Below are 24,758 nucleotides of genomic sequence, written 5' to 3'. Positions count from 1 at the left end.
GAACCAAGGGAGCTCAACCAGGAGATTTGCAGATGGCACAGACTATCGGGACACATGGCGAGCCAGACCTCAGGCCGGCCGGCCTGCGCGGTGTCGCCGCCGATTTCGCGTCGGATCAGCGCGCCTTCAAGACCGCCTCCTGGGGCAAGGCGATGATGTGGATCTTTCTCTTGAGCGACACCTTCGTCTTCGGCTGTTTCCTGATCGCCTACATGACCGTCCGCATGTCGACGCCGGTCGCATGGCCCAATCCGAGCGAGGTCTTCGCGCTGCATATCGGCGGCCAGGACGTGCCGCTGATCCTGATCGCAATCATGACCTTCGTGCTGATCTCGAGCAGCGGCACCATGGCGATGGCAGTCAATTTCGGCTATCGCCGCGAACGCCACAGGACCGCAATGCTGATGCTATTGACGGCGCTTCTCGGGGCAGGCTTCGTCGGCATGCAGGCCTTCGAATGGACAAAGCTGATCACCGAGGGCGCGCGCCCCTGGGAAAACCCCTGGGGGGCGGCACAGTTCGGATCGACCTTCTTCATGATCACCGGCTTTCACGGCACCCATGTCACGATCGGCGTCATCTTCCTCCTCATCGTCGCCCGCAAGGTCTGGCGGGGCGATTTCGACCAGGAACGGCGCGGTTTCTTCACCAGCCGGAGAGGCCGCTACGAGGCCGTCGAGATCATGGGCCTCTACTGGCACTTCGTCGATCTGGTCTGGGTCTTCATCTTCGCATTCTTCTATCTGTGGTGAGGTCGTCATGAACGAGACAACGGCGCATGCACACATCCAATCTGGACAGCAGCTCCAAACCGGGCAGCAGCATCCGATCCGGCTCTACCTCTTCGTCTGGGGCCTGCTGTTCGTACTCAGCGCCTTTTCCTACATGGTCGATTATCTCGGCCTCCAGGGCTATCTCAGATGGACACTGATCCTGCTGTTCATGATGGCGAAGGCGGGGCTGATCGTTGCGGTCTTCATGCACATGGCCTGGGAGCGGCTGGCGCTCGTCTACGCCATCCTGCTGCCGCCGCTGCTGGTGCTGGTTTTCGTCGCGCTGATGGTATCGGAAGCGGACTATACGATCTTCACCCGCCTCGCCTTCTTCGGCACTGCTCCCTGACGGGCAGTGCCGAAGCCGGTTTCGCCCTACCGACCGGTGCCGCTCCCCAAGACGGATTCCGGTTCAACGACCTTGCGATACAGATGCCAAGTCGCGTGCCCAAGTACGGGGATCACGATAGCCAGACCGGCAAAGAACATCGCAAAGCCGACGACCAGAAGCACCGCCACGATGAGACCCCAGAGCATGAATTCCATGGGATTGACCACGAAGGCTTTCATCGAGGTGTAAACCGCTGTCGCCGCACCGGTGTCGCGATCAAGAAGCAGCGGAAATGCAATGACTGTGGTGCAAAGCACGGCCAGAGCGAAGAGAAAGCCGACGGCAATTCCGTAGAGGATCAGCTGCCAGCCCCTGCTCGTCGCGAACACCTCGTTGACGAAAATCACCAGCGATTGCGGCCGTTCCGGCCCGAACAGGCTGACATAAAGCGACTGCGCCGTCAGAAGCCACAGGATAAAAATCACCGCCAGCATGAGACCGATGGCAAGGATTGCCGGGACCGCCGGGGAATGCCTGATTTCAAGCGCATGCTGCCAGGAGGTATCAAGGCCAAGCTCCCGCCGGCGGCTGATCTCATAAAGACCCAGCGCCGCTATCGGACCGATCAGGGCAAAGCCTGACATGAGCGGAAACAGCAACGGCAGCGCGTTGGCACCGGATGTCCAATACGCGAGGACCACACCGGCCACAGGGTAGATCAGACAAAGAAAGACGTAGTGCGACGGCTTGGTCCAGAAATCATCCAACCCCTGACGCAGCGAGGTGAAGACATCCGCCACATTGATGCGCCGCACGGTGGGATAGGCCGCCTTCCTGGCGCCTCCCGCGATCACGTGAAAATGTGCCATAACAATTCCTCTCCATTCTTGTCACAGACAACAACGACCACAACGGATACCCCGCGTGAGGAACGGCGCCATAGGACTGAACCTGCACGCGTGAAGATTATACGCCCCCTGTTGAAACTTGACCAGCGGCGCACTCTACGGCGCGGAATTGCTGCGCATCCAAGCGTCGACACCTAAACCATGTGTCAGTGAGTGGGGCATGGAATTGTCACGTTATCGAGCAGTGATCGAACTATGCCGCTGCTGTCTGAGATCGGGCAACGCTCGTCACGACTTTCCAATGCGCCATGGCGCGGATGCGATGAATGTCAGTGGCGAGAGACGAGCGTCCGTGCATTGGCATGACGAAGAGATTACCAGGTGCCAAGAAAATCGAGGCGGCTCGCACGGAGGCGAACCATCCTCAATGCTTTGCTTCAACCGCTCGAACGGTACATGGCCCTCTTCATAGAATAAGCGGATAATTTTTGTCCGCTCGCGCATGAAATAGGCCATGCCCATGAATTGCGCGCCTTGGTTGCCGTTGGCATAGTGATTATGGTTCGCGGTGGCCCTGGAGCTGGCTACTGCCAGGGGCGCTAAAATCGACATCTACGCCGACCCGTTGTTGAACGGGAACCCGACACCCGGCGGTACCAATCAAATAGAAGAAGCCGCTGCCGCGCTGAAACAGATTGGTGTCAGCCTGCACCGTCTTGAGAAGCTTCATAGCAAAATTATCGCCGTGGATGACGACCTTCTCTGTCTGGGATCCTTCAACTGGCTAAGTGCCGCCCGAGAGGGGCAATATGCGCGCCATGAGACGTCTTATGTTTATCGAGGCAAAGACGTCGAGGCCGAAATCCGCGTGACGAAAGAAGATCTAAAACGGCGAGCTAGGTAAATGACGGATTGATGTAGCCGATCCGGCCGCAGCCTGTCTCCGGCCGATTAGCTGGAATTAAAAATGGCGCCCGTCGTCACGAAGAGGGCTTTTGTCGTGCCGAAGCGCAGCAGCCGTGAGAAGGCCATCGTGTCTTCTGCGCTCGAAGAAACGGGAGTAGGATTGGCCGGTTCGACCAACCAGGGAGATCGAAAATGGGAACGAGAAAAGAGGCGCCTTCGACCGGAACGTCTGCCAAGGATATCGCCAAGGAGCAGGACGATTACCTGGAAGAGTCGCTCGAAGAGACTTTTCCGGCAAGCGATCCCATCGCACCGGGCCATCCCCAGAAACCGGAGAAAGGGCCAGTCGCTCCCAAGCGCAAGTGATCCAAATTCCGTGCGCCAACGCTGGCGTGGAGGCGTGGAGTTGGAAGACGCGGGCTTGCCCGGAAGGGACAGATCCGATCCGGGGCAACGGGCCGAAGTACCCCTCGGCCCGCATCATCGGATAGTTAGCTCTTGCCGCCGGGCTTGCGGCCCTTGTCGGCCTTGCCCTTGGCGGAAGAGGTCTTGGCGTCGTAGCCCTGACCGTGGTTGGTGCCGCCGAGATGGCCGCCGCCGCTGGTGTTGGCCACCTGGCGCTGGGCGCGCTTTACCTGCTGTTCTGCATCCGTCTTTTTCATGGAAATTCTTTCATTATTCAACAACAAAGGCCGAGGGGAATTGTACGTCCCGACCGCTTACGGTCCCGCGCCAGACATCCGTGACCGGAGCCCGAAGTTGGTTTTGGCTTTAAGCGATCTGCAGGTTTTCAGCTGCATTCTTGCCGGTGCGGTTGTCGCGCACGACATCGAAACTCACCTTCTGGCCTTCAGCCAGATAGGTCATCCCCGAACGCTCGACAGCCGAGATGTGGACGAACACGTCCGTCGACCCGTCGGCGGGCTGGATAAAGCCGAAACCCTTGGAGGTATTGAAAAATTTTACGATTCCGCTGCTCATGAAGATGGTCCTTCCGATCGAACACAGGTCGCCGTCCGGCAAGATGCCGGCGACAAAAGAGATCGATTTTGAAGGGAAAGATCAGCTCGAACGCAAAAGGCGTGAAAACGAAGCTCGACAACCAATTTCGATGGTTACCCCTACCCGTCAACTATGTCTTGAGCAAGGCATTTCTCACAACCCGCACATTGCGTTTGGCGCAAGTCCGGCGCATGATGGCGTGCTTCAGCAGCGATATAAAGGGCACTGCTGCTTCAGGATTCCCACGCCCTGACCCCAATGAAAGGAGGACGTCATGTCTTCCGAATTCTCTCAGTCCACCTCCCGCAATCTGGTCCGCGTCAGCGGTCCCGGATACCGGGAGAATATCGAACTCCATCAATTCGGTGAGCCTACACAGCCAAGCGGCATGCTTGTCGCCGGCCGGGTCGGCGCAACGGGGGCTGCCATCATGCTCGCCCGTTTTGGCGATCATCCCGAGAAGAGCTTTGGAGCCGCAATATCGGCCTCGTTGAGCAAACACAGAGATACCCCGCTACCGCAGCTTTGATGCTTCGGCTGGCAAAGGCAGGTTCTGCAAATCCGTTATTTCACGCCTTGCATGCCTGTCGCCGAACATGATTTCACTCTCCACATTCCATCGCCGCCCAGGAGGACAAAATGGCTAAAGGCCAGGTACGAAGTAATCGCGAAACTCGCAAACCGAAAAAAGACAAGGCCGCCGCAGCAACGGCCGCGCCCGCAGGCGCACAGGTCAAGCTCGCCGGCAGCGGCCTTACCTTGGGCAAGAAGCCGAAATAATATTTCGAGCAGGAGGCGCCGCATCCCGGCGCCTCTGACGCAGTCTTTATTCCTGATCGTGTAAAGATCGCATCGCCTGGATTTTCGCGGCGACGCATGCCGGGCTGTCTTTTCTGAGGAAGCCCGAAACCGATCTAGTTGGACCCGCGGCGCCTTTTCGAAACGCGGGCGGCATGGATGCCGTCAAGCCAAATCTCCGAACCTGTCAGCGGCACCCCCCGAATCAGCATATCCCGGAAAATCGCATGCAGGGCCGGGCCGTCCGGGCAGGTTTCTGTGGCTTGTTCAGCCTCCGGCTGACTGTTGGTCAGCATCTTCTGGAAATAAAGCTGGAAATTCGGATGCGAGGATCGTGAAGACATCGCGCCCCCCTTTTTCGTCGGGGCTAGGGCTCGGGTCCCTCAGGCGGCTGCGCCCTTACCAGTTGCAGCCGACCAGCCACGATGGGCCTCATTTCCGCCGATGGCAAGCGCCGCCCATCCGTATTTGAGACAAGTCTTGAAAGTGACGCATTATATCGCCATATATGATTCACGTTTTCAGCCTTTTCGGCTACCTGATCCTTCCGGCCCTGCCGGTTGCTTGGCGACACCCTTGATTTTGCGAACGTTGAACTCCGCCCTGTCGGCTGGAGAATTCTTGCGTTGGCCGTCGTCACGTCCCGCAGTCTACCCTTTAAGGTTACATCAATGATCGATACTGTCCGCAATACCGCCCAGAATCTGTTTCGCAAACCCGACGCAGAAGAAGGCTCCAATGCCGCCAAGCTCCAGGAATTCCGCCATAGGCAGGCCCTGAGAAGCCGCGAGCTCAAGCTCGCCCAGAAGCAGGAACGCCTCCAGAGGCGCGCGTCGCAATTGCAGCCGGCCTGACACGGGACCACTCCGACGAAGCCGCTCGTTCGGACCATCCCCTCGCACCTATCCTCGACCACAAGGACACCATCATGGCCGCCTTCAACTACAATGCCGGCGCGGGGCTCTACCCGTGCAAGAACTGGAAGAGAACGAGCAGGCTTGGCTACAAGAGGTTCGACACCGTGGCCGAGGCTCTGCGCTTCGCAATTGAGGTGATGCCTGCATCCCTGTTGCGCGGGTCCATTCTCGAGGTCGAAGAAGCCCGTTTCGACAGCACCCAGATACAGAGGCTCTACGACGCCGGCGATTATCCGCTGCAGCGCCGGGACCAGTGAGACCGCGCCGATCCGGCGTTCCGATGCCGCGTTCGCGGTTATCGTATTTTGCCGGCTGCGGCCGGTTTTTCCTGTCGCCGTCGCATGGCGCCTGCTATAGCGGTTATCCATGCAGGATTCGATAAGGCGCGCCCCGCGCCAGCGCATCCCGCCCTCAATGCTTTTGCGGTGATTGGATGACGATATTTTCCGTCCGGCATGTCACCTCCTATCGGTATACGAGGCCGGTAGAGTTCGGCGAACACAGACTGATGTTCAGGCCGCGGGACAGTTTTGACCAGACTTTGCTGAGTTCCCATCTCAACGTTTTTCCCAAACCGGACTATGTCCGGTGGATTCACGATGTCTTCGGCAATTGCGTCGCGCTGGTCGGGATATCCAAACCCTCATCCGAACTGCGGTTTGAAACGATCATCCGCCTCGACCATACGCCTCAGGCGGCGATGGACTTCCAGATCGACGAAGAGGCCCTCACCTATCCGTTCGCATACGATCCCGAAGAAGTCTTTGATCTGGAGCGGACGATCCAGCGCCACTATCCCGACCCAGAGGACCGGGTCGGCAAATGGGCACGGCAATTCATCAAGGTTGGCCACCCCACCGAAACCGGCCACCTGCTGATGACCATGTGTTTTGCGCTGCACGAGGGTTTCATCTACGCCCGGCGCTCCGAACACGGGACGCAGCCACCGCTCGAAACCCTGCAGCTGCGCCGCGGCACGTGCCGCGATTTCGCGCTGCTGATGATGGAGGCGGCGCGGTCGCTCGGGTTGGCGGCGCGTTTCGTCACCGGCTATATCTACGTGCCCGACCGCGACGGATCGATAACGCTCGGCGGCGGATCGACCCACGCCTGGTGCCAGGTCTATCTTCCCGGCGCCGGCTGGGTGGAATTCGATCCCACCAACGGCATCGTCGGCAACCGTGACCTGATACGCGTGGGTGTCGCGCGCGATCCGCGGCAGGCTGTCCCGCTATCGGGAAGCTACGATGGCGACGAGACCGATTTCGACAGCATGTCCGTGCAGGTTAACGTGACGACCGATGACCACAGCGTGAAACTGCATGGGTGACCGGAACACCCGGATTATTCGGGCGTTGCCGCTGAACTGCCATTCCGGCGAGAGTTTTTCCATAGGGATACGATCATGAAGATACGCGCAGGGTTTCGCATAGGGTATGAATGCCAGCACGATACGGCGATGCTGCTGGTTCTCAATATCCATCCCTCGCGTCGGGCGGATCTTCTGAGCGACCAGGTACTGAGTTTCGACCGGCCGATCGAGGCCTGGAGCTATCTCGACAGCTTCGGAAACGCCTGCAGCCGGATCGTCGCGCCGGCGGGGCTGACGACGATCTCGACGGAATTCGAAATCTACGACGACGGCATGCCCGATCCCGTGCCGCAGAATGCCTTCCAGCACGAGATCAAGGACCTGCCGGACGACGTGCTGGTCTTCCTACTCGGCAGCCGCTACTGCGACACCGACCGCCTGGCGGATTTCGCCTGGAAGACATTCTCCTCGACCCCCCTCGGCTGGCCGCGGGTGCAGGCGATCCTCGACTTCGCCCACAACCACATCACCTTCAACTATCAGAACGCGGATCCGCTTCGCACAGCTTTTGGAGGATTTACCGATCGCACCGGCGTCTGCCGCGATTTCGCGCATCTCGCCATCACGCTTTGCCGCTGCATGAACATCCCGGCGCGTTACTGCACCGGCTATCTCGGAGATATCGGCGTCCCGGTGGATGTCAATCCGATGGATTTCAGCGCCTGGTTCCAGGTCTATCTCGGCGGTCGCTGGAATACGGTAGATGCCCGCCACAACAAACCGCGCATCGGGCGCATTCTGATGGCGACAGGGCGGGATGCCACGGACGTGGCGCTTTCAACCGCCTTCGGCCCGGCAATCCTGTCTTCTTTCGAAGTGACGACCGAAGAAATACCGGCCTCCGCCTAGATCATCAAGCTGTCGGACCGCCGACCCGCGAGACCTTGATGCGGGTACCGCTGATATTCGTTCGCCCGCCAGAAAAGCTACTCACGGTTGCGTATTTCGCGAATTTCAAAACAAGAAGTTGACACTTCAATCCCGATACGGTAGGTAGAGGACATCGATACTTTGTTTGCCGATCTTTGTTTTTGCTGCGCTTTGCGCTTCTTGACGAACTTTCCCTCTCAAAAGTCGAAACACCCGCCGTGCGTCGCCCGGCGGCTTATCAATGTTGCTATGAAAGGGTTCGTTATGGCCACTGGCACAGTTAAATGGTTCAATGCCACCAAGGGCTTCGGCTTCATTCAGCCTGACGACGGCAGCGCCGACGTCTTCGTTCACATCTCTGCCGTCGAACGCGCTGGCATGAGCTCGATCGTTGAAGGCCAGAAGCTTGGCTTTGAACTCGAGCGTGACCGCAAGTCGGGCAAGATGTCCGCAGGCCAGCTCCAGGCTGCCTAAAACTTTAGCCTCCCATGACCACGGACGTACTGGCATGGCGGCAAAAGATATGTGAAGGCCAGGCGTATGTCTGGCCTTTTTCCGTTGAGGCATCTGGCTGACGCGAGTATCTGCATGGCCTCCCGTTAAGCGCGATATTGGTCTCGGCCACAAGATTTCAAATCTGACAAGTTCAAATCTGACAAGGACGATACATTGAGACACCCGAACGACAACAGCTTTGCCGAGCGCCGCAAAACCGCAGCGGATGCTAAGCGCGAGCTTTTGGCAAAGTTTGCGACCGCCCCTAAGCCGACGGATCCTGCCGTGCAGGAACGCCGTGCCGAGCGCGAAGCCATTGCGGCCGCGAGGGAAGCCCGCCGCGCCGAGCGCGAGGCCCAGAAGGCTGCCGAGAACGAGCGCCAGCTCCAGGAAGCGGCCGCATTGGCCGCCGCTGCGGAAGCCGATGAAAAGGCCGAGGCCGAGGCCCGGCAAGCGGAAACCAACGACCGGGTTGCCCGGGTCATCGCCGATGAAGCCGCCCGCAAGGCGGAGCGCGATCGTCGTTACGCTGCACGCAAGGCCCGTCAGGGCTGATATTTGAGGCATGTGCCTGAAGACGTGCAGGCACATCCCGCTTCGGGCGCGCCGCATGCCGAGGCCAAAAAGGTGGATCGATATCCATGAACGCCACAGCCCATGCGATTGCGCCCGTTGCCGAAGACGATATCGGCGCCTGGCTCAAGATTCTTTCGAAATACCGGCAGCCGCGTTTCGGACGCAGCACCTTCGAGCTGCTCGTCACGGTACTGCCGTTTGCAGCCTTCTCGGCCGCAGCTTATGTTTCCGTATTCCTCGGCTACCCGATCGGGCTGATCCTCGTCCTTCCGGCCGCGGCCTTTCTTTTGCGGCTGTTCATGATCCAGCACGACTGCGGCCACGGCTCGTTCTTCGCGCGCCGGCGCCTCGACAACTGGACCGGACGAGTGCTCGGGGTGCTGACCCTGACGCCCTACGATTACTGGCGCCGGGCGCATGCCGCCCATCACGCCTCGGCCGGCAATCTCGACGAGCGCGGCATCGGGGACATCACCACGCTGACGATCGACGAATATCAGGCCCTGCCCTGGTCGCGCCGGCTTGCCTACCGGCTTTATCGCCACCCGCTGGTGATGTTCGGCGTCGGACCCGCCTGGCTTTTCCTCTTCAAGCAGCGCCTGCCGTTCGGAATGATGAAGTCAGGCTCCCTGCCCTGGATTTCGACGATGGCGACCAATCTCGCGGTCGCCATTCTGGCGGCTCTGATGATATGGGCGATTGGGCTCGTGCCCTTCCTGCTCGTCCATCTGCCGATCGTGCTGATCGCAGGGGCCGCCGGCGTCTGGCTCTTCTACGTCCAGCATCAGTTCGAGGAAACCCATTGGTCGAAGACCGAGGAATGGCAGTTTCCGGAGGCCGCCCTTCACGGCGCGTCCCACTACGATCTGCCGCTGGCGTTGCGCTGGCTGACCGGCAATATCGGCATCCATCACGTCCATCACCTGTCGAGCCGGATTCCCTATTACCGGCTGCCCGAGGTGCTGCGCGATCATCCCGAGCTTGCGGGCATCGGCCGCATAACGCTTTGGCAGAGCATCCAATGCGTCAAGCTCGTACTCTGGGACGAAAAGAGCAAAAGGCTCCTGTCGTTTCGCGATGCCGCCAAGGCGAGAAAGACTTCTTAACCCATGCAATCTGCCAGGCTGAAACCACCGCCTGCGCAGCGAATGCACAAAGACTACCTCCGTACCGATCAAGGACCGAACATTGAACACGACCGAGAACACCAAAACAACCGCCGCCCCGACGCCTGCGGCGCACGCGCTGACCGTTGAGCTGACGCCGACCCAGATCAGGGGCCTGAAGCTCGCCAAGGACGGTGACCTGTTTCCGCAGGAAGCCAAGAAATGGACCCATCTGAATGCGGTCGTGACCTATGCGCGGAACGACCGGTTCAAGGAACGGCCCCAGAAGATCAAGTTCCTGACCACCACGACCTTGAATGAACTGCGGGAATACGGCCTTCTGCGTATCCTCAACGAGGATGTCCCGGCGGAAGAATCCGCGCATGGGATCACCATGGCCGGCAAGATGTGGCTTCTGAAGAACAAGTAGCCGACAACGCCACGCCGCTCAAAATAGCAGGCAGCCGGATCGCATGAAATGCGGCTGCGCCGGATCTCTCAACTCTTGAGGAGCGGAGAGACCTCCCCTTGTATTTGCCCGCTTTCGACCCATATTGAGCGCAGGTAGCAGATTCAGAACGGGCGCTGCGATCAAGGGCGCGAGCCCTGGCCCCAACGGGGAGGACGAGATGTCTTCCATCAGGCGAATCCAACCTTCTTCCCAGACAGGCCCGCAATTACACCGGGCAGGCTACGGCAGCCTGTTCCGCATGGCCGTGCCGGGAATATCCATGGTATTCATTCTCTACATCCTGCTTCGCGATCTGTTCTGACACGGTAATACGCATCATCAGAAACCCCGGAATGCCGTTTCCAAAGGAAATGCCTTCCATCTCGAACTGAAGCCATCATGACCCTGATATTTCCGAACAGAAGCCGCAGTTTCGACGAAGCGCGCAAGGTCGTTCGTTTCCTGGGCTATGACGGCATGTTCGAGGTCAGGTTTTTCGTCGAAGCCAAGGCACTCGCCCATAGCACCGCGACGAGCATGTCCGAGGCCGATTACCTGAGGGCTTTCGATGCCGCCCGGTCCAGTATCCAGGATGCGGCAATGAAGGCCTATCGTCCCAATCGGGGCACTACCTATACGCTGACGGCCGCCGACCTCGGCTGATCCGAGTGCGCCTATTGCACCCTTAACCGCAGATACCGTCAGTGAACGGTGCCGCGGTCGGTGCCCAGGTCATAGATCAATCCATCGTCCCAGGGGCCTGCTTCCCGGAGTGTATCAAGGCTATGACGAGCCTTCGATGCGGAGGACCAGAAATGGACCTTTTCGCACCCGTCCAGTTTTGCGCGCAGCTTGGCGAAATCGAAAAGACGTTTCGTGACACCCTGGTCATCGACGAGGCCAATGGACGCAAAAACCGGTATTTCGAGCTGGCGTCCGTAAACCGGATGCTCGCGGACAAAGACGTGGCAAAGGCCGCGGACATATCCCTGCGCGTCGGTAACAGCCAGCCAATCGCGACGCAACGAGGCTGAGGCGGTCAGGCGTTCCCACGTCTGCAGATCCAGGCCCGACATCACAAGCTGGACGACCGCGAAAGCGCGATAGATATCCGCCGCGTCCAGGACGCCCACGTCGTAATCTGTCTTCATATCCTCTCTCCGCCACAAGGCCCGTGAAGTGCCACGTCGGGCCGGCTCTCCCAAGACTTCGGGTTTTAGCGCCGTCACCGCCAGCGACATTGACGCGCGTCAACCGGCTCCCCCGATACAGAAACCGGGGGCGATCTGGCTGTTCAGCGCGAGATACGCGTTTCCATCCGCTCGACGGACAGCGAACGATAGGATGCCGGGCTACCCGGAAAACTCTGCCGCCGCGGCGCCGGCACATTGAGCTGCGTCAAGGAAAGCGGCTCCGTTGCCGGCGACACAGATCGTAGGCGCCCTCATGCGCTCTCGGCGAGAGGAACAGGTCGATACCGTGGATATCACGCTCAGACGTCACAGCCGTTGCGAGGCGATCATCCGCCAGGCGATTTCAATGCGGACGCTCACTTATTTCGCCAGTGTCGACGCTGCAGGACTGGTCCTCGGCGCCGGGGTTCCTATCATACTGACTGCGAAACGACTTGAAGCAAGGATGCCTCTATGACGGACAACCTTCTCCTGACGTTCAATGCCGGCTCCTCGACGGTGAAGATCGGTATCTTCGACGTGGACGGCGACAGGCCGGAACGGATCGGCAAGGCGGTCGTCGATTTCGGAACCCATCCGCTGACGCTACATCTGAAGGAAGGGCCGGAACAGTTCGACCTGCCGCTGGAGGGCGAGGCCGGCGACGATCTCGCCGAGCTGATGGACGAGGTGTTCCGGGAACTCGGCAAACATTTCGACCTCGATGCCGTCACGTCCGCCGGCCACCGGATCGTCCATGGCGGCGACGTCTTCGGCGGACCGGTGGAACTGACGGCCGAGACAATTGCCAAGGTCCAGTCGTTGACGGAACTGGCGCCGCTTCACCAATCGCAGGCGCTGCGGATGATCAGGGCAGTCAGGCATCTGCGGCCGGCGCTTTTCCAGACAGGCTCCTTCGACACCACCTTCCATGCCACGCAGGCGGATCTCGTGCGGCGTCTCGCCATTCCCCGCGCCTATCACGACCAGGGCATCAAACGGTACGGCTTCCACGGACTTTCCTACCGATACGTGGCCGGCGCACTTGCCAGGACCGCGCCTGATATCGCCGACGGCAAAGTCGTCATCGCCCACCTCGGCAGCGGCGCCAGCCTCTGCGCCATCGAGAACGGAGAGAGCCGCGATTCGAGCATGGGGTTCTCGACGCTCGACGGCATTCCGATGGCGACGAGGCCGGGCTGGCTCGATCCCGGCGTGCTCTTGCATTTCCTAGGCCCACTCGGAAAATCGATCGAGGAGGTGGAGGACATTCTCTACCACAAATCCGGCCTCCTCGGCGTCTCGGGCCTCAGCGGCGATACCCGCGAACTGATCGGGGACGGCGGCAGCCAGGCCCAAGAGGCGATCGACCTCTTCGCGCTCAGGATCGCCGGCGAGGTCGGGAGACTTACCTCGACGCTCGGTGGTCTGGACGCGCTGGTCTTCACCGCCGGCATAGGCGAGAACCAGCCGGAGGTAAGGAAGCGCATCGCCGACCGCCTGCTCTGGCTCGGCGTCGAACTGGATGCGGCGGCCAACGACAGCAACGCCTTGAAGATCAGCACGCCCGCAGCCCGCGTCGCGGTTTGTGTCATTCCGACCGACGAGGAACGGATGATCGCCGAGGAATGCCTCGCCGTCCTCAATTCGCAGCCTTGATCCATGTCATGAGCCCGGGTGGAAGCCCGCGGTAGATGTGGTCGACCTATCGAAGGAGAATGAGATGCAACTCAAGACCATCGAGCCGGAAAACCATGAGGCGACGGCTGAGGAACTGGCGCTCATCGACCGCTACTGGCGGGCGGCGAACTATCTCTCCGTGGGGCAGATCTATCTGCTCGACAACCCACTCTTGAGGGAGCCGCTGAAGCCGGAGCATATCAAGCCGCGCTTGCTCGGCCACTGGGGTACGACGCCCGGGCTCAACTTCATTTATGCGCATCTCAACCGGATCATCCGCAACCGCGATCTCAGCATGATCTATGTCTGCGGTCCCGGCCACGGCGGGCCAGGCATGGTCGCCAGCACTTATCTCGAAGGCACCTATAGCGAGATCTATCCGGAGATCGGCGAGGATGCGGCCGGCATGCGGAAACTGTTTCGGCAGTTCTCGTTCCCGGGCGGCATTCCGAGCCACGCGGCACCGGAAACGCCCGGCTCCATCCATGAAGGCGGCGAACTCGGCTACGCGCTGGTGCACGCCTTCGGCGCGGCCTTCGACAATCCGGACCTGGTGGTCGCCTGCGTCGTCGGCGACGGCGAGGCCGAGACCGGTCCGCTTGCCGCCAGCTGGCATTCGAACAAGTTCCTGAACCCCGCCCGAGACGGCGCCGTCCTGCCGATCCTGCATCTCAACGGCTACAAGATCGCCAACCCAACGCTGCTCGCGCGGGTGGCCGACGAGGATCTCGACCATCTTTTCCGCGGTTATGGATATGAACCCTTCTTCGTCGAAGGCCACGAGCCGGAGAAGATGCACCGGCAGATGGCCGCCGTGCTGGACGAGGTTTTCGATCGTATCCGCCCAATCCAGACGGACGCCCGCGCCGGCAAGGCACCTGAAGCCTGCCCGCGCTGGCCGATGATCGTGCTGCGCAGCCCGAAAGGCTGGACAGGGCCGAAGGAAGTCGACGGCAAGATGGTCGAAGACTTCTGGCGTGCCCATCAGGTGCCGGTGTCCGGTTGCCGCGAGAACGACGCCCACCGCAAGATCCTCGAGGACTGGATGCGGAGCTACGATCCGGAAGGCCTCTTCGACGGCAATGGACGTCTGAAGGAGGAGTTGCGCGCGCTCTCGCCCGGAGGCGAACGCCGCATGGGTGCCAATCCGCATGCCAATGGCGGCCTCCTGCGCAAGGAACTCGTCGTGCCCGACATCCGCGATTATGCGGTGCCGGTGAAGGCGCCGGGCAGCGAAATGGTCCAGACGACGGAGATACTCGGCCGATACCTGCGCGATGTGCTGAAGCTCAACGACGCTAATTCCAACTTCAGGATCTTCGGCCCTGACGAAACGGAATCAAACCGGCTCGGCAACGTCTTCGAGGTCACCGGCCGTGTCTGGATGGAGCGGATCGAGCCCTACGACGTGCACCTGTCGCGCGACGGCCGGGTGATGGAGGTGCTTTCCGAGCATCTCTGCCAAGGCTGGCTGGAAGGTTATCTGCTGACCGGCCGCCACGGTTTCTTCTCATGCTACGAGGCATTCATCCACATCGTCGATTCGATGTTCAACCAGCATGCCAAGTGGCTGAAAGTGTCGCGCGAGCTGCCTTGGCGCAAGCCCGTTTCCTCCCTCAACTACCTGCTCACCTCGCATGTCTGGCGGCAGGATCATAACGGCTTCTCCCACCAGGATCCGGGCTTCCTCGATCTCGTCGCCAACAAGAAGGCGGATATCGTGCGCATCTACCTGCCGCCGGATGCCAATACGCTCTTATGGATCGGCGATCACTGCCTGAAGACCTGGGACCGCGTCAACGTCATCGTCGCCGGCAAGCAGCCGGAACCGCAATGGCTGACGATGGACGAGGCGATCCGGCATTGCGAAGCCGGTATCGAGATCTGGGAGTGGGCGAGCAACGAGGGCGGCACGCTCGAGCCGGACGTGGTGATGGCCTGCGCCGGGGACGTGCCTACCCTGGAGACGCTTGCCGCGGTTTCCCTGCTGCGCGAGGCGATCCCCGACTTGAGAATCCGCGTCGTCAACGTCGTCGACCTGCTCGCCCTGCAGTCTCGGGACCAGCATCCGCACGGCCTGCCCGACGAAGAATTCGACCGGCTGTTCACCACCGACCGCCCGGTGATCTTCGCCTATCACGGCTATCCCTACCTCATCCACCGGCTGACCTACAAACGCACCAATCACCAGAACATCCATGTACGCGGCTTCATCGAGGAGGGTACGACGACGACGCCTTTCGACATGACGGTGCTGAACGAACTCGACCGTTTCCATCTTGCGATCGAGGCGATCGAGCGCGTTCCCGGACTGAAGGAAAAGGCGGCCGGCGTGATCGACATGCTGAAGGGCAAGCTTGACGAACATAGCCGTTATGTCCGCGAACATGGCGAGGACATGCCGGAAATCCAGAACTGGAAATGGCCGGCGCGGTGATGCCGTACCCATGAAGGTTCCCGGCCTCCGGGTCGGGAACCTGGCTTCGACGCGAGATCACGTTTCGGTGTTTCGCGTCGATGTGTGTAACCGATCACGCGCCTCTTCCGTAATCATGCAGGAAGCAGATTATGGATCCGGGAGGCTCCACCATGATGAACAGACGCATATTCCTGGCCGGCAGCGCGCTGGCGCTCGCCGTAGTCCCTCTGGCCGCGAGCATCCGCTCGTCGCTTGCGGCGGCCGGCACTTTCCCCGTGAACCATACGGCGGACGAATGGCGCAAGCTGCTGACGCCGGAGCAGTACAATATCCTGCGCGAGGAAGGCACCGAATATCCTGGCAGCAGTCCGCTCCTCAACGAGCACCGCAAAGGCACGTTCGCCTGCGTCGGCTGTGACCAAGCGCTTTTTTCGTCGGAAACGAAATTCGAAAGCGGCACCGGCTGGCCGAGCTTCTGGGCGCCTCTCAAGGGCGCCGTCGGCACGGTGCGCGACACGACGCTTGGCATGGTCCGCGTCGCCGTTCATTGCGCCCGCTGCGGCGGCCATCTCGGCCATGTCTTCGACGACGGACCGAAGCCGACCGGCCTGCGCTACTGCATGAACGGCGCGGTCATGAAATTCCGTGCTGTATCGGCCTGATCCGCCACCCTATCCTTCATTCACTTCGGTTGAGGAAACCGCCATGAAAAACAGAGCGAAAACACCCTATACTCTCACCGCCTTTGCCGGCGCGGCGCTGGTCCTGGCCGGCCTGACGTTCGGCGCGACCACCAACGCCACGGCCGAGGAGGGAATTGCCATCCCAGCCCCCGCGATCGACCAGGCGGCGAGCACGGCTGCGACCGAAACCGCCATCTTCGCCGGCGGCTGCTTCTGGGGCGTCCAGGGCGTGTTCCAGCATGTCGAGGGCGTCAAGAACGCCGTCTCCGGTTATGCCGGCGGCGCCAAGGAGACCGCCGTCTACGAGACGGTCGGTTACGGCAAGACCGGCCATGCGGAAGCGGTTCGCGTGACATTCGATCCGAAGAAGGTCACCTACGGACATCTGCTGCAGATCTATTTCTCGGTCGCCCATGACCCGACCCAGCTCAACCGCCAGGGGCCGGATACCGGCACCCAGTACCGTTCAACCGTCTTCCCAACCAACGAGGAACAGGCCCGCGTCGCCAAGGCCTATATCGGCCAGCTCGACAAGGCCAAGGTCTTCCACGCGCCGATTGCCACGACCATCGAGCCCGGCAAGGCCTTCTATCCGGCGGAAGCCTACCATCAGGATTTCCTGACCCAGAACCCGACCTATCCCTATATCGTCTATAACGACCTGCCGAAGATCGAAAACCTCAAGAAGCTGTTTCCGAGCGATTACCGCGACAAGCCGGTCCTGGTCGCACAGGCCGGCATCGGCAACTGAGACTTAGGGGCACAATTCCGCTGTCGCCGCCCGTCCGGCGATAGCGGCGTCTCGAAAGCCTCAGCTTTCCTGCACGGCCTCGGTGCGCTTCGTCACACCGGGCACGCAGAGGCAGGCGACGATGATGAGGGCGGTGATCAGGAACATCGCGATGAAGGTCATGTGCAGCGCGTGCTGGAGCGCAGACCGGATGGGCGAATCCGCCGCAAGTCCGCCGCCGACGCCCTGCAGCAGGTCGCGCAACTGGTCGGACGTGATCGGCCCCGCGACGGAATTGGCAAGTCCGTAGGTCAGGACGGCGCCGAGAAGTGCTGCACCGAGGGTGCTGCCGAGATTGCGTGAAAAGACGTTGGAGGCCGTCGCGCTGCCGCGTTCGGACCAGCCGACATTGTCCTGGATGATCACCAGGCCGGAGATATTGAGCAGGCCCATGCCGAAGCCCATCAGCAGCGAGCCGGCGCCTGCCTGGACGGGTGAGCTTTCCGGCGTCAGCAGCACCAGAAGAAACGCCCCCACCGGAACGAAGAGGCTGCCGGCGATCATCAGCGGCCGCAGCCCGAAGCGCGGGAACATCCGCGAGGCGAACGTCCCGCCGCTCGGCCAGCCGACCAGCAGCATGGTCAGCGTGAAACCGGCCACCAGCGGAGATCGGTTGAGCACCGTCTGCACGTACATCGGCAGGAAGGTCGTCAGCCCCATGATCGCCATGCTGGAGAGAAAGACCGCCGTATTGGCAAAGGCGATCGGCCGCTTCAGCCAGAGTTCCAGCGAAACCATCGGGGCCGATGCGCGCCGCTCCTGCCAGATGAACAGCAGGAAACTGACGAGGAAGATCGCCAGCGAGACGAACAGGTAGCCGCTAGTTCCTTCGGTTTCGGTGAGTGCGATCATCAGCGCGGAAATGGCCACGGCGAAGAGGCCCGCTCCCAGAAAGTCGATCGATGCCGTCCGGGTCTGTTTTTCTTCGTGCAGGTACACGATGAAACCGACCGCCGACATGATGCCGATCGGCACGTTGATCCAGAACACCCAGGCCCAGGGCAGGCTGTGGACGATGATGCTGCCGAGCAGCGGCCCGACCACAGCAGAAAGCGCCCAGACACTGGCGAGATATCCCTGGACCTTGCCACGTTCCGCCCCCGGATACAGATCGCCGACGACGGTCATGATGACCGGCTGGATCGCACCGGCACCGATGCCCTGCAACAGCCGGAAGGCGATCATCGACGGCATCGACCAGGCAAAACCTGCGAGCACCGAGGCGATCAGGAAGACCGCCGTGCCGAACAGGATGATCGGCTTGCGGCCATAGATATCGGAAAGCTTGCCGAACACCACGGTCATTGCGGTCTGCGCCAGCAGGAAGGAGGAGAACACCCAGCTATAGAGGTTCAGCTGACCGAGTTGGGCCGCGATCTGCGGCATGGCTGTCGAAACGATGGTCGCCTCGATTGCGATCATCGCCATGCTTGCCATGACGGCCGCAATGACGAGCGCCCGGTTGGAGCTTGGATTGGTCATGGGTTCACCTGGGAACGCCGCGCGGCGAACACGAAAGGGATGGATGTTCGGCGGTCAAACGGCCGTCGGCGGGGGATGTTTCTTAGTATCCCCCCACGGGCTGGCGTCAAGCGCGAAATCTGGCATTTATCAAGGATGTAACGAGGCCTTGACCGCAGCCTGCGGTCAGACGGATTTGATTTCCGGCCGGACGGTTCGCCTCACCGCCTCCTCCCCGCCAGCCGCGACCTGATTGCGGCCGTTGTTCTTCGCCCGGTAAAGCGCGTGGTCGGCGCGCTCGAACAGTTCCGCAGTCGTCAGCTTGGCGCCCGTTGCGGGATAGAAGGTCGCGGTACCGATGCTGATCGTCACATGACCCCAGGGAAGGTTCTTCTCATGCTGCAAATGAAGCCCGGCGACGCGCTGGCGGATGTTTTCCGCCACCTTCAAACCACCGGCACCATTGGTATCCGGCAAGAGAACGACAAATTCCTCGCCGCCATGACGGGCGGCAAGATCCTTCGACCGGCGGATCGAGCCGCGCACGACGTTCGCGACCGCACGCAGACAGTCGTCGCCGGCGGCATGGCCATAGGTATCGTTGAAGAACTTGAAGCGGTCCGCGTCGATCATCAGAATGGAAAGCGGCGTGCGCTGTTGTGCGGCCTGCAGCACCATGTCCTCGAAATGAATGTTGAACGAGCGGCGATTGGCGAGTTGGGTAAGCTCGTCGGTGTTGGCGAGCGCGTCCAGCTCTTCCTGGAGGTTCTTCTGGCGCGTGACGTCGCGTGTGACGGCAACGATGCGGATATCGTCGCCGTCGATGCCGCCCGGCAGCCTGTTCAGCGTGGTTTCGAGCCAGATCTGCTTGCCGTCGGCCCGCCGGCGTCGGACGATCATGTTTTCCCGGGGCGACCCTTCCCGCAGCCGGGTCATGACCTGGTTGACGGCGTCGTGGTCATCCTCATGCAGGTTCTCGAGGATATGGGTGCCAAGCATCGTCTCGCCGTCGACACCGAATATCTCCCGGACGGACGGCGACAGGTATTCCCTGATCCCATGGCCGTTGAAGCGCTGGATCAGGTCGGCTGAACCTTCAGCAAGCAGTCGGAATTCTGCTTCGCGCGCCACCAGCAGCGCTTCGCTCGCCCGCCGCAACATTACCTGCCGCCGCCAGCGCCAGACCAGGAAGCCGGTGATCGCCACCAGGATAAGGCAGGCGACCCATCGTATCCGTGCGCCTCTCATCCAGGTCGCCAGCGCTTCGGACTGAGATACGGCAGCAAGCCCGACTAGGCCGCTGCGCTCGCTCTGATAAAAGCCGCCTATGCGTTGCAGGCCATCAATCGGAGAGATGTAGTGATAAGAGCCTGAACGCCGTTGGCGGAGATGGTCCGTGAACAGATCATAGGACGAGATGCTCGATCCCAGCAGCGTCTGGAGGAATGGCGCACGCGCCAGCACGACGCCGTCGCGGCGAACCAACAGGAACGAGCCCTCGCTGCCCAGGCTGAAGCCCTGAAAGAAGTTGGTCAATTCGGTGAGGATGAATGCCGCCAGCGCAACGCCGCCGAAACTTCCGTCCGGGTTGCTGATCCTTTGCGTGACCGGCAATATCCACTGACCGTTCAACTTGTTCTTCAACGGCCTGCCCAATACGGGTTCCCGCATGTCGGAGGCTTGGTGGAATACGAAATACTCCCTGTCCGAAAAATTCATGCCGCTGGCGTCGATCGAAGACGATGTCGCGACCATTCTGCCATCGGCATCGAAGACGGCGAGGGCGTCGAGCCAAGGGGTGGTATCGACCTGGCGTTTCATCACCTGGGTGATCTTAGCCGGCAGGTCCACCACGTCGCGTTCCTGCTCGATCCGGGTGACCAGGGCCGCCAGCGGAAACCTCGCCATGTCGACCGTGTCGTCGGCATGTTGCACCAGCGCCTTGGCTGTCTGAGCCAGACCGGCCTCGATGCCGGCGACCTGGGATCTCCAACTGGAATATTCTCCCCAGGCGATCAGCCCCACAAAGCCGAAAACGGCAAATGCGACAGCAACGAACGTCCTGGCCGGCAGGTATTTGATTGCACCAGTCATCTCTCTCTCCCAAACCGACGCAATAGGGCGGCTCAGGAGTCGCGATCCGCCAGCCAGGGACGTTAGGGAAAAGTTGTTTACGTTCGCCTAAGCCAACATACCTGCATTTTAATCATGCATTTACGGGGCAGAGCCGCGAATAGACATCCTGCGGCGTCGTTGCACGACGTATGGCTGCAGCAGTCTCCTCATCGCGCACGCACCGCGCGATACAGGCGAGAACATTCAGGTGGTCCGGGCGGCCTTCCGGCGTGAGGAGCAGGAACACGAGATCGACCGGCTCGTCGTCCACCGCGTCGAAATCGATCGGATCTGCAAGCCGGGCGAACAGGCAGAAATGCCGGTCGATGCCGCTGATGCCCGCATGCGGGATGGCAATTCCGGCGCCGATGCCGGTCGATCCCAGATTTTCCCGATTGGTCAGCACCCGGGCGAGATCGCCCGCATCCAGCGCCAGCCGCTCGGCGGCGAGCCTGGAAAGCTGCTTGATCAGGATCGCCTTGGACGGCGGTGCCAGATCGAGCACGATGTTCTCCGGCGGGAGGTAGTCACGCAGTTTCATGGGTCATGTCCATTGATCGGATCCTGGCCTACTGGCCTTCCTGCAGCCGATAACCGACGCCGGTCTCGGTCAGGATGTATTGTGGCTGGTCCGGCGCCTTTTCGATCTTCTGGCGAAGCTGGCGCACGTAGACGCGCAGGTACTGCACGTCGGTCAGGCCGTCCCAGACGTGTTCGAGAAGGAAACGATGGGTGAGGACCTTGCCGGCATGCTGCACCAGGATACGCAGGATATCGTATTCCTTGGGCGACAGCTTGATCTCCTTGTCCGCCACCTTGACGATGCGCTTGACGAGGTCGACCGAAAGCTCGCCGGTCTGGAAGATCGGCTTTTCGCCCTGGGTCTGGAGCCGGTGGCGAAGCGCCACGCGGATGCGGGCGACGAGTTCGTTCATGCCGAAGGGCTTGGTCACATAGTCGTCGGCGCCGAGTTCGAGCGCCTTGACGATGCCAGCCTCATCGGTGCGGCTCGACAGGATGACGATCGGCAGGTCCAGCCCCTCGCCGCGCCATCTGGCGAGCAGATCGTGGCCCGCCATATCCGGCAGGCCGAGATCGAGAATGATCAGGTCCGGCTTCTCGGACTTGACGAGATCGATCGCGACCCGGGCATTCATCGCCTCGCTGACGGCGTAGTCCTGGGTGGAGAGGCCGACGCGCAAGAGCTTGCGGATCGGGGGCTCGTCATCGACGATCAGGACGCGCACGGCGGTATTGGTCATTCCTGTTCTCCCAGAATGGGCATTTCGGCCGGCACCGGCATGCGGATCGTAAAGATCGCACCGGCACGGTCGGAGCGGTTGGCGGCCCTGATCGTGCCGCCCATGGCCTCGATGAAGCCGCGGCATATGGAAAGACCAAGCCCGGTGCCGGCCCGCACATGGTCACCTTTCCGAACCCGGTAGAAACTGTCGAAGATGCGCTCCAGATCGTCGCGCGGGATGCCCGGTCCTTCATCCATCACCGAGATAAGAACTGAATCGCCATCCTGCCAGCCGCGGATGTCGATGACGGTCTCGTCGGGAGCGTACTTGGCGGCATTGTCGATGAGGTTGAACAGGACCTGTTCGAACAGGACCGGATCGACCTTGAGCATCGGCAAGTCCGCCGGAATGTTGACGTTGAGCCTGTGCCGGTTGGCGATCTTCGCCGCCCGGCTCAAGGCCGTGCCGACGATATCGCCGGCGAAATGGAAGGCATAGTTCGGCTCCATGGCGCCGGAACCGATGCGGGTCATGTCGAGCAGGTTGGAAATGAAACGGTTCAGCCGCTCCGACTCGTCGACGACGCTGGTCAGCAGTTCGGCACGCGCTTCTTCCGGGATATCGGCGCCGAAATCCTTAAGCGTGCCGGCCGACCCCATGATCGCGGCGAGCGGCGTCTTCAGGTCATGCGAGATGGATGTGAGCAGCGCGGTGCGCAGGCGGTCGGTCTCGGCGGCGAGCTTGGCCTTGTCGACATCCGATACGAGTTGGATGCGCTCGATCGCCAGCGCCGCCTGATCGGCCAGCGCATCGAAAAGCCGCTGCTGTTCGGGTGTCAGCAACGGTCCCTGCTTGTCGTTGTCGAGGCCGATGACGCCGACCGCTTCGCGGCCGGTACGCATCGGCAGGTAAAGGCGTTTGGCCCCCGGCAGCGTATCGGCAGCGCGGCCGGCCGGGCGATTGTGCTCCCAGGCCCATTTGGCAGCAGCGATATCGGCATCCACCAGCGTGTCGTCCGGCGGGTAACCGGCCTTGACGGCGATCGAGCCGTTTTCCGGCAGCAGGATGACCACCCGGACCTTCAGCATCGAGGCTATCTGGAAGGCGGTCGCCCAGAGCACGTCGTCCAGCGTGCCGGTGCCGGCGAGTTTTTTCGAGAAGAGGTAAAGGTCTTCGGTGGTGCGGGCCCGCTGACGGGCAGCGGCTGCCTGGCGCTGGACGGCCGCCGTCAGGTTGGAAGCGACGACCGCGACGCCAAGATAAAAGAGCAGCGCCACCAGGCTTTCCGGATCCCGGACCGTAAACGTGTAGCGCGGCTCGAGAAAAAAGAAATTGAAGGAGAGCGCGCCAGCCACGGAGGCGAACAGGCCCGGTCCCAGCCCGCCGCGCACCGCTGCCGCCAGCACCGCCATCAGGAAAACGAGGGCAAGGTTGCGGACGTCGAGCGTCTGGTCGAGCGCGGCACCGGCGATGATCGCGAGAGCCACAAAGATCGTACTTTTGACATAGGGCTTGAAGCGGAAAGCCTTGGGCAGCTGCGCCGCCTTCAGGCCGCGTTTCGGTTCGCCTTCCTTGGTGTCGCCGGAGATGACATGGACGCTGATATCGCCCGCGTAACGGATCAGGTCATAGGTGACCGACCCCTGCAAGATCTGCCGCCAGCGCGGTCTGGCCGGGCGTCCGACGACGATATGGGTGAAGTTGTTGGCGTTGGCATAAGCGATGATCTCGCGCGACGGCTGCAGCGCCGGCAGCGTCACGGTCTCGCCGCCGAGCTGTTCGGCCAGCCGCATGTTGGCCGCCAGCCGGTCCTTGTCCTGTTCGGGCAGATTGACCGACTGCGGCGTTTCGAGATGCAGCGCCGCCCATGGCGCCCGCAGGCGATCGGCCTGGCGGCGCGCGTACCGCACCAGGCTCGCGCCGTTCCTGCCGTGGTCGAGGCAGACAAGCACCCGGTCGCCAGCCGCCCAGGGGCCGGAAATGGCATGCGCCTGCATATGGTTCAAAAGCTGCTCGTCCACCCGCTGGGCGGTGCGGCGGAGCGCCAGTTCGCGCAGTGCCGTCAGGTTGCCGGGGGAAAAGTAGTTCTCGATGGCACGCCGCGCCGTCTGCGGCACATAGACCTTGCCGTCGTTCAGCCGCTTGATGAGGTCGTCGGGGGTGATGTCGATGATCTCGACGTCGTCGGCCCGGTCGATGATGCTGTCCGGCACCGTCTCGCGTACCCGGACACGGGTGATCTGTGCCACCACGTCGTTCAGGCTCTCGACATGCTGGATGTTGAGCGTCGAATAGACGTCGATACCTTGGCTGAGGATTTCCTGCACATCCATGTAGCGCTTCGGATGGCGGCTGCCGGCGGCGTTGGTATGGGCGAGTTCGTCGACCAGGACCAGGGCGGGGCGGCGCGCGAGAATGGCGTCCAGGTCCATTTCATCGAGCTGCTGGCCGCGATAGTCGATCGCCTTGCGCGGCACGATCTCGAAGCCCTCGACCAGCGCCTCGGTTTCCTGGCGGCCGTGGGTTTCGACCACGCCGATCACCACGTCGAGACCATCGACTTTCCGGGCGCGGCCGGACATCAGCATCTCGTAGGTCTTGCCGACGCCGGGCGCCGCCCCCAGAAAAATCTTCAGCCGCCCGCGCGCCTCACGCTCGGCATGCTCCAGAAGCGCATCCGGCGAAGGCCTGTTCTCACTCTCTCGACTGTCGTCGGGCATGCTTGGTCTTTCCTAATGGCGGAGTGCAG

General features: G+C 61.4%; 30 protein-coding genes. 21 read left to right on the top strand and 9 right to left on the bottom strand.

Going from position 1 to position 24,758, the window contains the following annotated elements:
• The first annotated feature begins 32 nt into the window (after window positions 1-32).
• Both C5L10_RS08510 and C5L10_RS08505 read left to right on the top strand, forming a co-directional pair.
• Window positions 33-752: a heme-copper oxidase subunit III family protein gene (locus C5L10_RS08510; protein ID WP_105429287.1), complete on the top strand. Its 720-nt coding sequence runs from the start codon at window positions 33-35 to the stop codon at window positions 750-752.
• Window positions 753-759: 7 nt separating this feature from the next.
• Window positions 760-1,122 (top strand): cytochrome C oxidase subunit IV family protein, encoded by a 363-nt coding sequence (locus C5L10_RS08505; protein WP_105429286.1) that lies wholly within the window; start codon window positions 760-762, stop codon window positions 1,120-1,122.
• Window positions 1,123-1,148: 26 nt separating this feature from the next.
• Here C5L10_RS08505 and C5L10_RS08500 read toward each other — a convergent pair whose 3' ends face one another.
• Window positions 1,149-1,973, bottom strand: coding sequence for a DUF2189 domain-containing protein (locus tag C5L10_RS08500; protein ID WP_105429285.1), 825 nt, complete (start codon window positions 1,971-1,973; stop codon window positions 1,149-1,151).
• Between the two features lie 547 nt (window positions 1,974-2,520).
• Between C5L10_RS08500 and C5L10_RS08495 the strand changes: the two genes are divergently transcribed.
• Both C5L10_RS08495 and C5L10_RS33570 read left to right on the top strand, forming a co-directional pair.
• On the top strand, window positions 2,521-2,856 hold the full coding sequence (locus C5L10_RS08495; RefSeq protein ID WP_205837029.1) for a phospholipase D-like domain-containing protein: 336 nt from the start codon (window positions 2,521-2,523) through the stop codon (window positions 2,854-2,856).
• Window positions 2,857-3,050: 194 nt separating this feature from the next.
• Window positions 3,051-3,224 (top strand): hypothetical protein, encoded by a 174-nt coding sequence (locus tag C5L10_RS33570; protein ID WP_172716953.1) that lies wholly within the window; start codon window positions 3,051-3,053, stop codon window positions 3,222-3,224.
• A 125-nt stretch (window positions 3,225-3,349) separates the two neighbouring features.
• Here C5L10_RS33570 and C5L10_RS33565 read toward each other — a convergent pair whose 3' ends face one another.
• Entirely contained in the window at window positions 3,350-3,520 is a 171-nt protein-coding gene (locus C5L10_RS33565; RefSeq protein WP_172716952.1) for a hypothetical protein, read from the bottom strand.
• Between the two features lie 109 nt (window positions 3,521-3,629).
• A complete protein-coding gene (locus C5L10_RS08490; RefSeq protein WP_038548738.1) occupies window positions 3,630-3,839 on the bottom strand; it encodes a cold-shock protein in 210 nt (69 codons plus the stop codon).
• Here C5L10_RS08490 and C5L10_RS33560 point away from each other — a divergent pair.
• The 13 genes from C5L10_RS33560 to C5L10_RS08435 all read left to right on the top strand — a co-directional run bounded on the left by C5L10_RS33560 (window position 3,838) and on the right by C5L10_RS08435 (window position 11,108).
• Window positions 3,838-4,113, top strand: coding sequence for a hypothetical protein (locus tag C5L10_RS33560; protein ID WP_172716951.1), 276 nt, complete (start codon window positions 3,838-3,840; stop codon window positions 4,111-4,113). The genes C5L10_RS08490 and C5L10_RS33560 overlap by 2 nt on opposite strands.
• 21 nt (window positions 4,114-4,134) lie before the next feature.
• Window positions 4,135-4,389, top strand: coding sequence for a hypothetical protein (locus C5L10_RS08485; RefSeq protein ID WP_046664681.1), 255 nt, complete (start codon window positions 4,135-4,137; stop codon window positions 4,387-4,389).
• 110 nt (window positions 4,390-4,499) lie between these two features.
• Window positions 4,500-4,640, top strand: coding sequence for a hypothetical protein (locus C5L10_RS33555; RefSeq protein ID WP_172716950.1), 141 nt, complete (start codon window positions 4,500-4,502; stop codon window positions 4,638-4,640).
• 689 nt (window positions 4,641-5,329) lie between these two features.
• On the top strand, window positions 5,330-5,512 hold the full coding sequence (locus C5L10_RS08475; protein WP_046603328.1) for a hypothetical protein: 183 nt from the start codon (window positions 5,330-5,332) through the stop codon (window positions 5,510-5,512).
• A gap of 74 nt (window positions 5,513-5,586) precedes the next feature.
• The gene (locus C5L10_RS08470; RefSeq protein ID WP_046603327.1) at window positions 5,587-5,832 is read left to right on the top strand and encodes a hypothetical protein; all 246 of its coding nucleotides are present in this window, start codon (window positions 5,587-5,589) and stop codon (window positions 5,830-5,832) included.
• A gap of 176 nt (window positions 5,833-6,008) precedes the next feature.
• Window positions 6,009-6,905 carry a transglutaminase family protein gene (locus tag C5L10_RS08465; protein WP_046630870.1) on the top strand — a complete coding sequence of 299 codons (897 nt, stop codon included), beginning with the start codon at window positions 6,009-6,011 and terminating at the stop codon, window positions 6,903-6,905.
• Window positions 6,906-6,980: 75 nt separating this feature from the next.
• On the top strand, window positions 6,981-7,796 hold the full coding sequence (locus C5L10_RS08460; protein ID WP_105402129.1) for a transglutaminase family protein: 816 nt from the start codon (window positions 6,981-6,983) through the stop codon (window positions 7,794-7,796).
• Between the two features lie 285 nt (window positions 7,797-8,081).
• Window positions 8,082-8,291 (top strand): cold-shock protein, encoded by a 210-nt coding sequence (locus C5L10_RS08455; RefSeq protein ID WP_037085395.1) that lies wholly within the window; start codon window positions 8,082-8,084, stop codon window positions 8,289-8,291.
• A 195-nt stretch (window positions 8,292-8,486) separates the two neighbouring features.
• Window positions 8,487-8,867, top strand: a complete 381-nt coding sequence (locus tag C5L10_RS08450) for a DUF6481 family protein (protein ID WP_105402130.1) — start codon at window positions 8,487-8,489, stop codon at window positions 8,865-8,867.
• Window positions 8,868-8,953: 86 nt separating this feature from the next.
• Entirely contained in the window at window positions 8,954-9,994 is a 1,041-nt protein-coding gene (locus C5L10_RS08445; protein ID WP_105429283.1) for a fatty acid desaturase, read from the top strand.
• A 139-nt stretch (window positions 9,995-10,133) separates the two neighbouring features.
• On the top strand, window positions 10,134-10,424 hold the full coding sequence (locus C5L10_RS08440; protein ID WP_046603538.1) for a hypothetical protein: 291 nt from the start codon (window positions 10,134-10,136) through the stop codon (window positions 10,422-10,424).
• 199 nt (window positions 10,425-10,623) lie between these two features.
• Window positions 10,624-10,767, top strand: a complete 144-nt coding sequence (locus tag C5L10_RS33550) for a hypothetical protein (protein ID WP_172716949.1) — start codon at window positions 10,624-10,626, stop codon at window positions 10,765-10,767.
• Window positions 10,768-10,844: 77 nt separating this feature from the next.
• Window positions 10,845-11,108, top strand: coding sequence for a DUF1488 domain-containing protein (locus C5L10_RS08435; protein ID WP_046664684.1), 264 nt, complete (start codon window positions 10,845-10,847; stop codon window positions 11,106-11,108).
• Between the two features lie 38 nt (window positions 11,109-11,146).
• On the opposite strand, the gene C5L10_RS08430 is transcribed toward C5L10_RS08435, so the two are convergent.
• On the bottom strand, window positions 11,147-11,596 hold the full coding sequence (locus tag C5L10_RS08430) for a hypothetical protein (protein ID WP_105429282.1): 450 nt from the start codon (window positions 11,594-11,596) through the stop codon (window positions 11,147-11,149).
• A 495-nt stretch (window positions 11,597-12,091) separates the two neighbouring features.
• Here C5L10_RS08430 and C5L10_RS08420 point away from each other — a divergent pair, with 495 nt between their 5' ends.
• The 4 genes from C5L10_RS08420 to msrA all read left to right on the top strand — a co-directional run bounded on the left by C5L10_RS08420 (window position 12,092) and on the right by msrA (window position 17,150).
• Entirely contained in the window at window positions 12,092-13,276 is a 1,185-nt protein-coding gene (locus tag C5L10_RS08420) for an acetate/propionate family kinase (protein WP_105429280.1), read from the top strand.
• 64 nt (window positions 13,277-13,340) lie between these two features.
• A complete protein-coding gene (locus C5L10_RS08415; protein ID WP_105429279.1) occupies window positions 13,341-15,734 on the top strand; it encodes a phosphoketolase in 2,394 nt (797 codons plus the stop codon).
• Between the two features lie 152 nt (window positions 15,735-15,886).
• The gene (gene msrB / locus C5L10_RS08410) at window positions 15,887-16,378 is read left to right on the top strand and encodes a peptide-methionine (R)-S-oxide reductase MsrB (protein WP_105429482.1); all 492 of its coding nucleotides are present in this window, start codon (window positions 15,887-15,889) and stop codon (window positions 16,376-16,378) included.
• 43 nt (window positions 16,379-16,421) lie between these two features.
• Window positions 16,422-17,150 carry a peptide-methionine (S)-S-oxide reductase MsrA gene (gene msrA, locus C5L10_RS08405; RefSeq protein ID WP_105429278.1) on the top strand — a complete coding sequence of 243 codons (729 nt, stop codon included), beginning with the start codon at window positions 16,422-16,424 and terminating at the stop codon, window positions 17,148-17,150.
• A 60-nt stretch (window positions 17,151-17,210) separates the two neighbouring features.
• Here the strand turns inward: msrA and C5L10_RS08400 are convergent, their stop codons facing one another.
• From C5L10_RS08400 to C5L10_RS08380, 5 genes are all read right to left on the bottom strand, one after another.
• A complete protein-coding gene (locus C5L10_RS08400; protein WP_105429277.1) occupies window positions 17,211-18,671 on the bottom strand; it encodes an MDR family MFS transporter in 1,461 nt (486 codons plus the stop codon).
• Window positions 18,672-18,836: 165 nt separating this feature from the next.
• The gene (locus C5L10_RS08395) at window positions 18,837-20,744 is read right to left on the bottom strand and encodes a diguanylate cyclase (RefSeq protein ID WP_105429276.1); all 1,908 of its coding nucleotides are present in this window, start codon (window positions 20,742-20,744) and stop codon (window positions 18,837-18,839) included.
• A gap of 112 nt (window positions 20,745-20,856) precedes the next feature.
• Window positions 20,857-21,306 (bottom strand): PTS sugar transporter subunit IIA, encoded by a 450-nt coding sequence (locus C5L10_RS08390; RefSeq protein ID WP_105418493.1) that lies wholly within the window; start codon window positions 21,304-21,306, stop codon window positions 20,857-20,859.
• A gap of 28 nt (window positions 21,307-21,334) precedes the next feature.
• On the bottom strand, window positions 21,335-22,027 hold the full coding sequence (locus C5L10_RS08385; protein ID WP_105429275.1) for a response regulator transcription factor: 693 nt from the start codon (window positions 22,025-22,027) through the stop codon (window positions 21,335-21,337).
• Complete coding sequence (locus C5L10_RS08380; protein ID WP_105429274.1) at window positions 22,024-24,729, bottom strand: sensor histidine kinase KdpD; 2,706 nt, start codon at window positions 24,727-24,729, stop codon at window positions 22,024-22,026. Before C5L10_RS08380 ends, C5L10_RS08385 begins: the two co-directional genes overlap by 4 nt.
• Window positions 24,730-24,758: the final 29 nt, after the last annotated feature.

This window comes from Neorhizobium sp. T6_25, assembly GCF_002968555.1.
In the GTDB taxonomy this organism is placed as follows: Bacteria; Pseudomonadota; Alphaproteobacteria; order Rhizobiales; family Rhizobiaceae; genus Neorhizobium.
The sequence above is the reverse complement of the archived record's forward strand: the minus strand, read 5'-3'. Positions and strand labels throughout refer to the sequence as shown.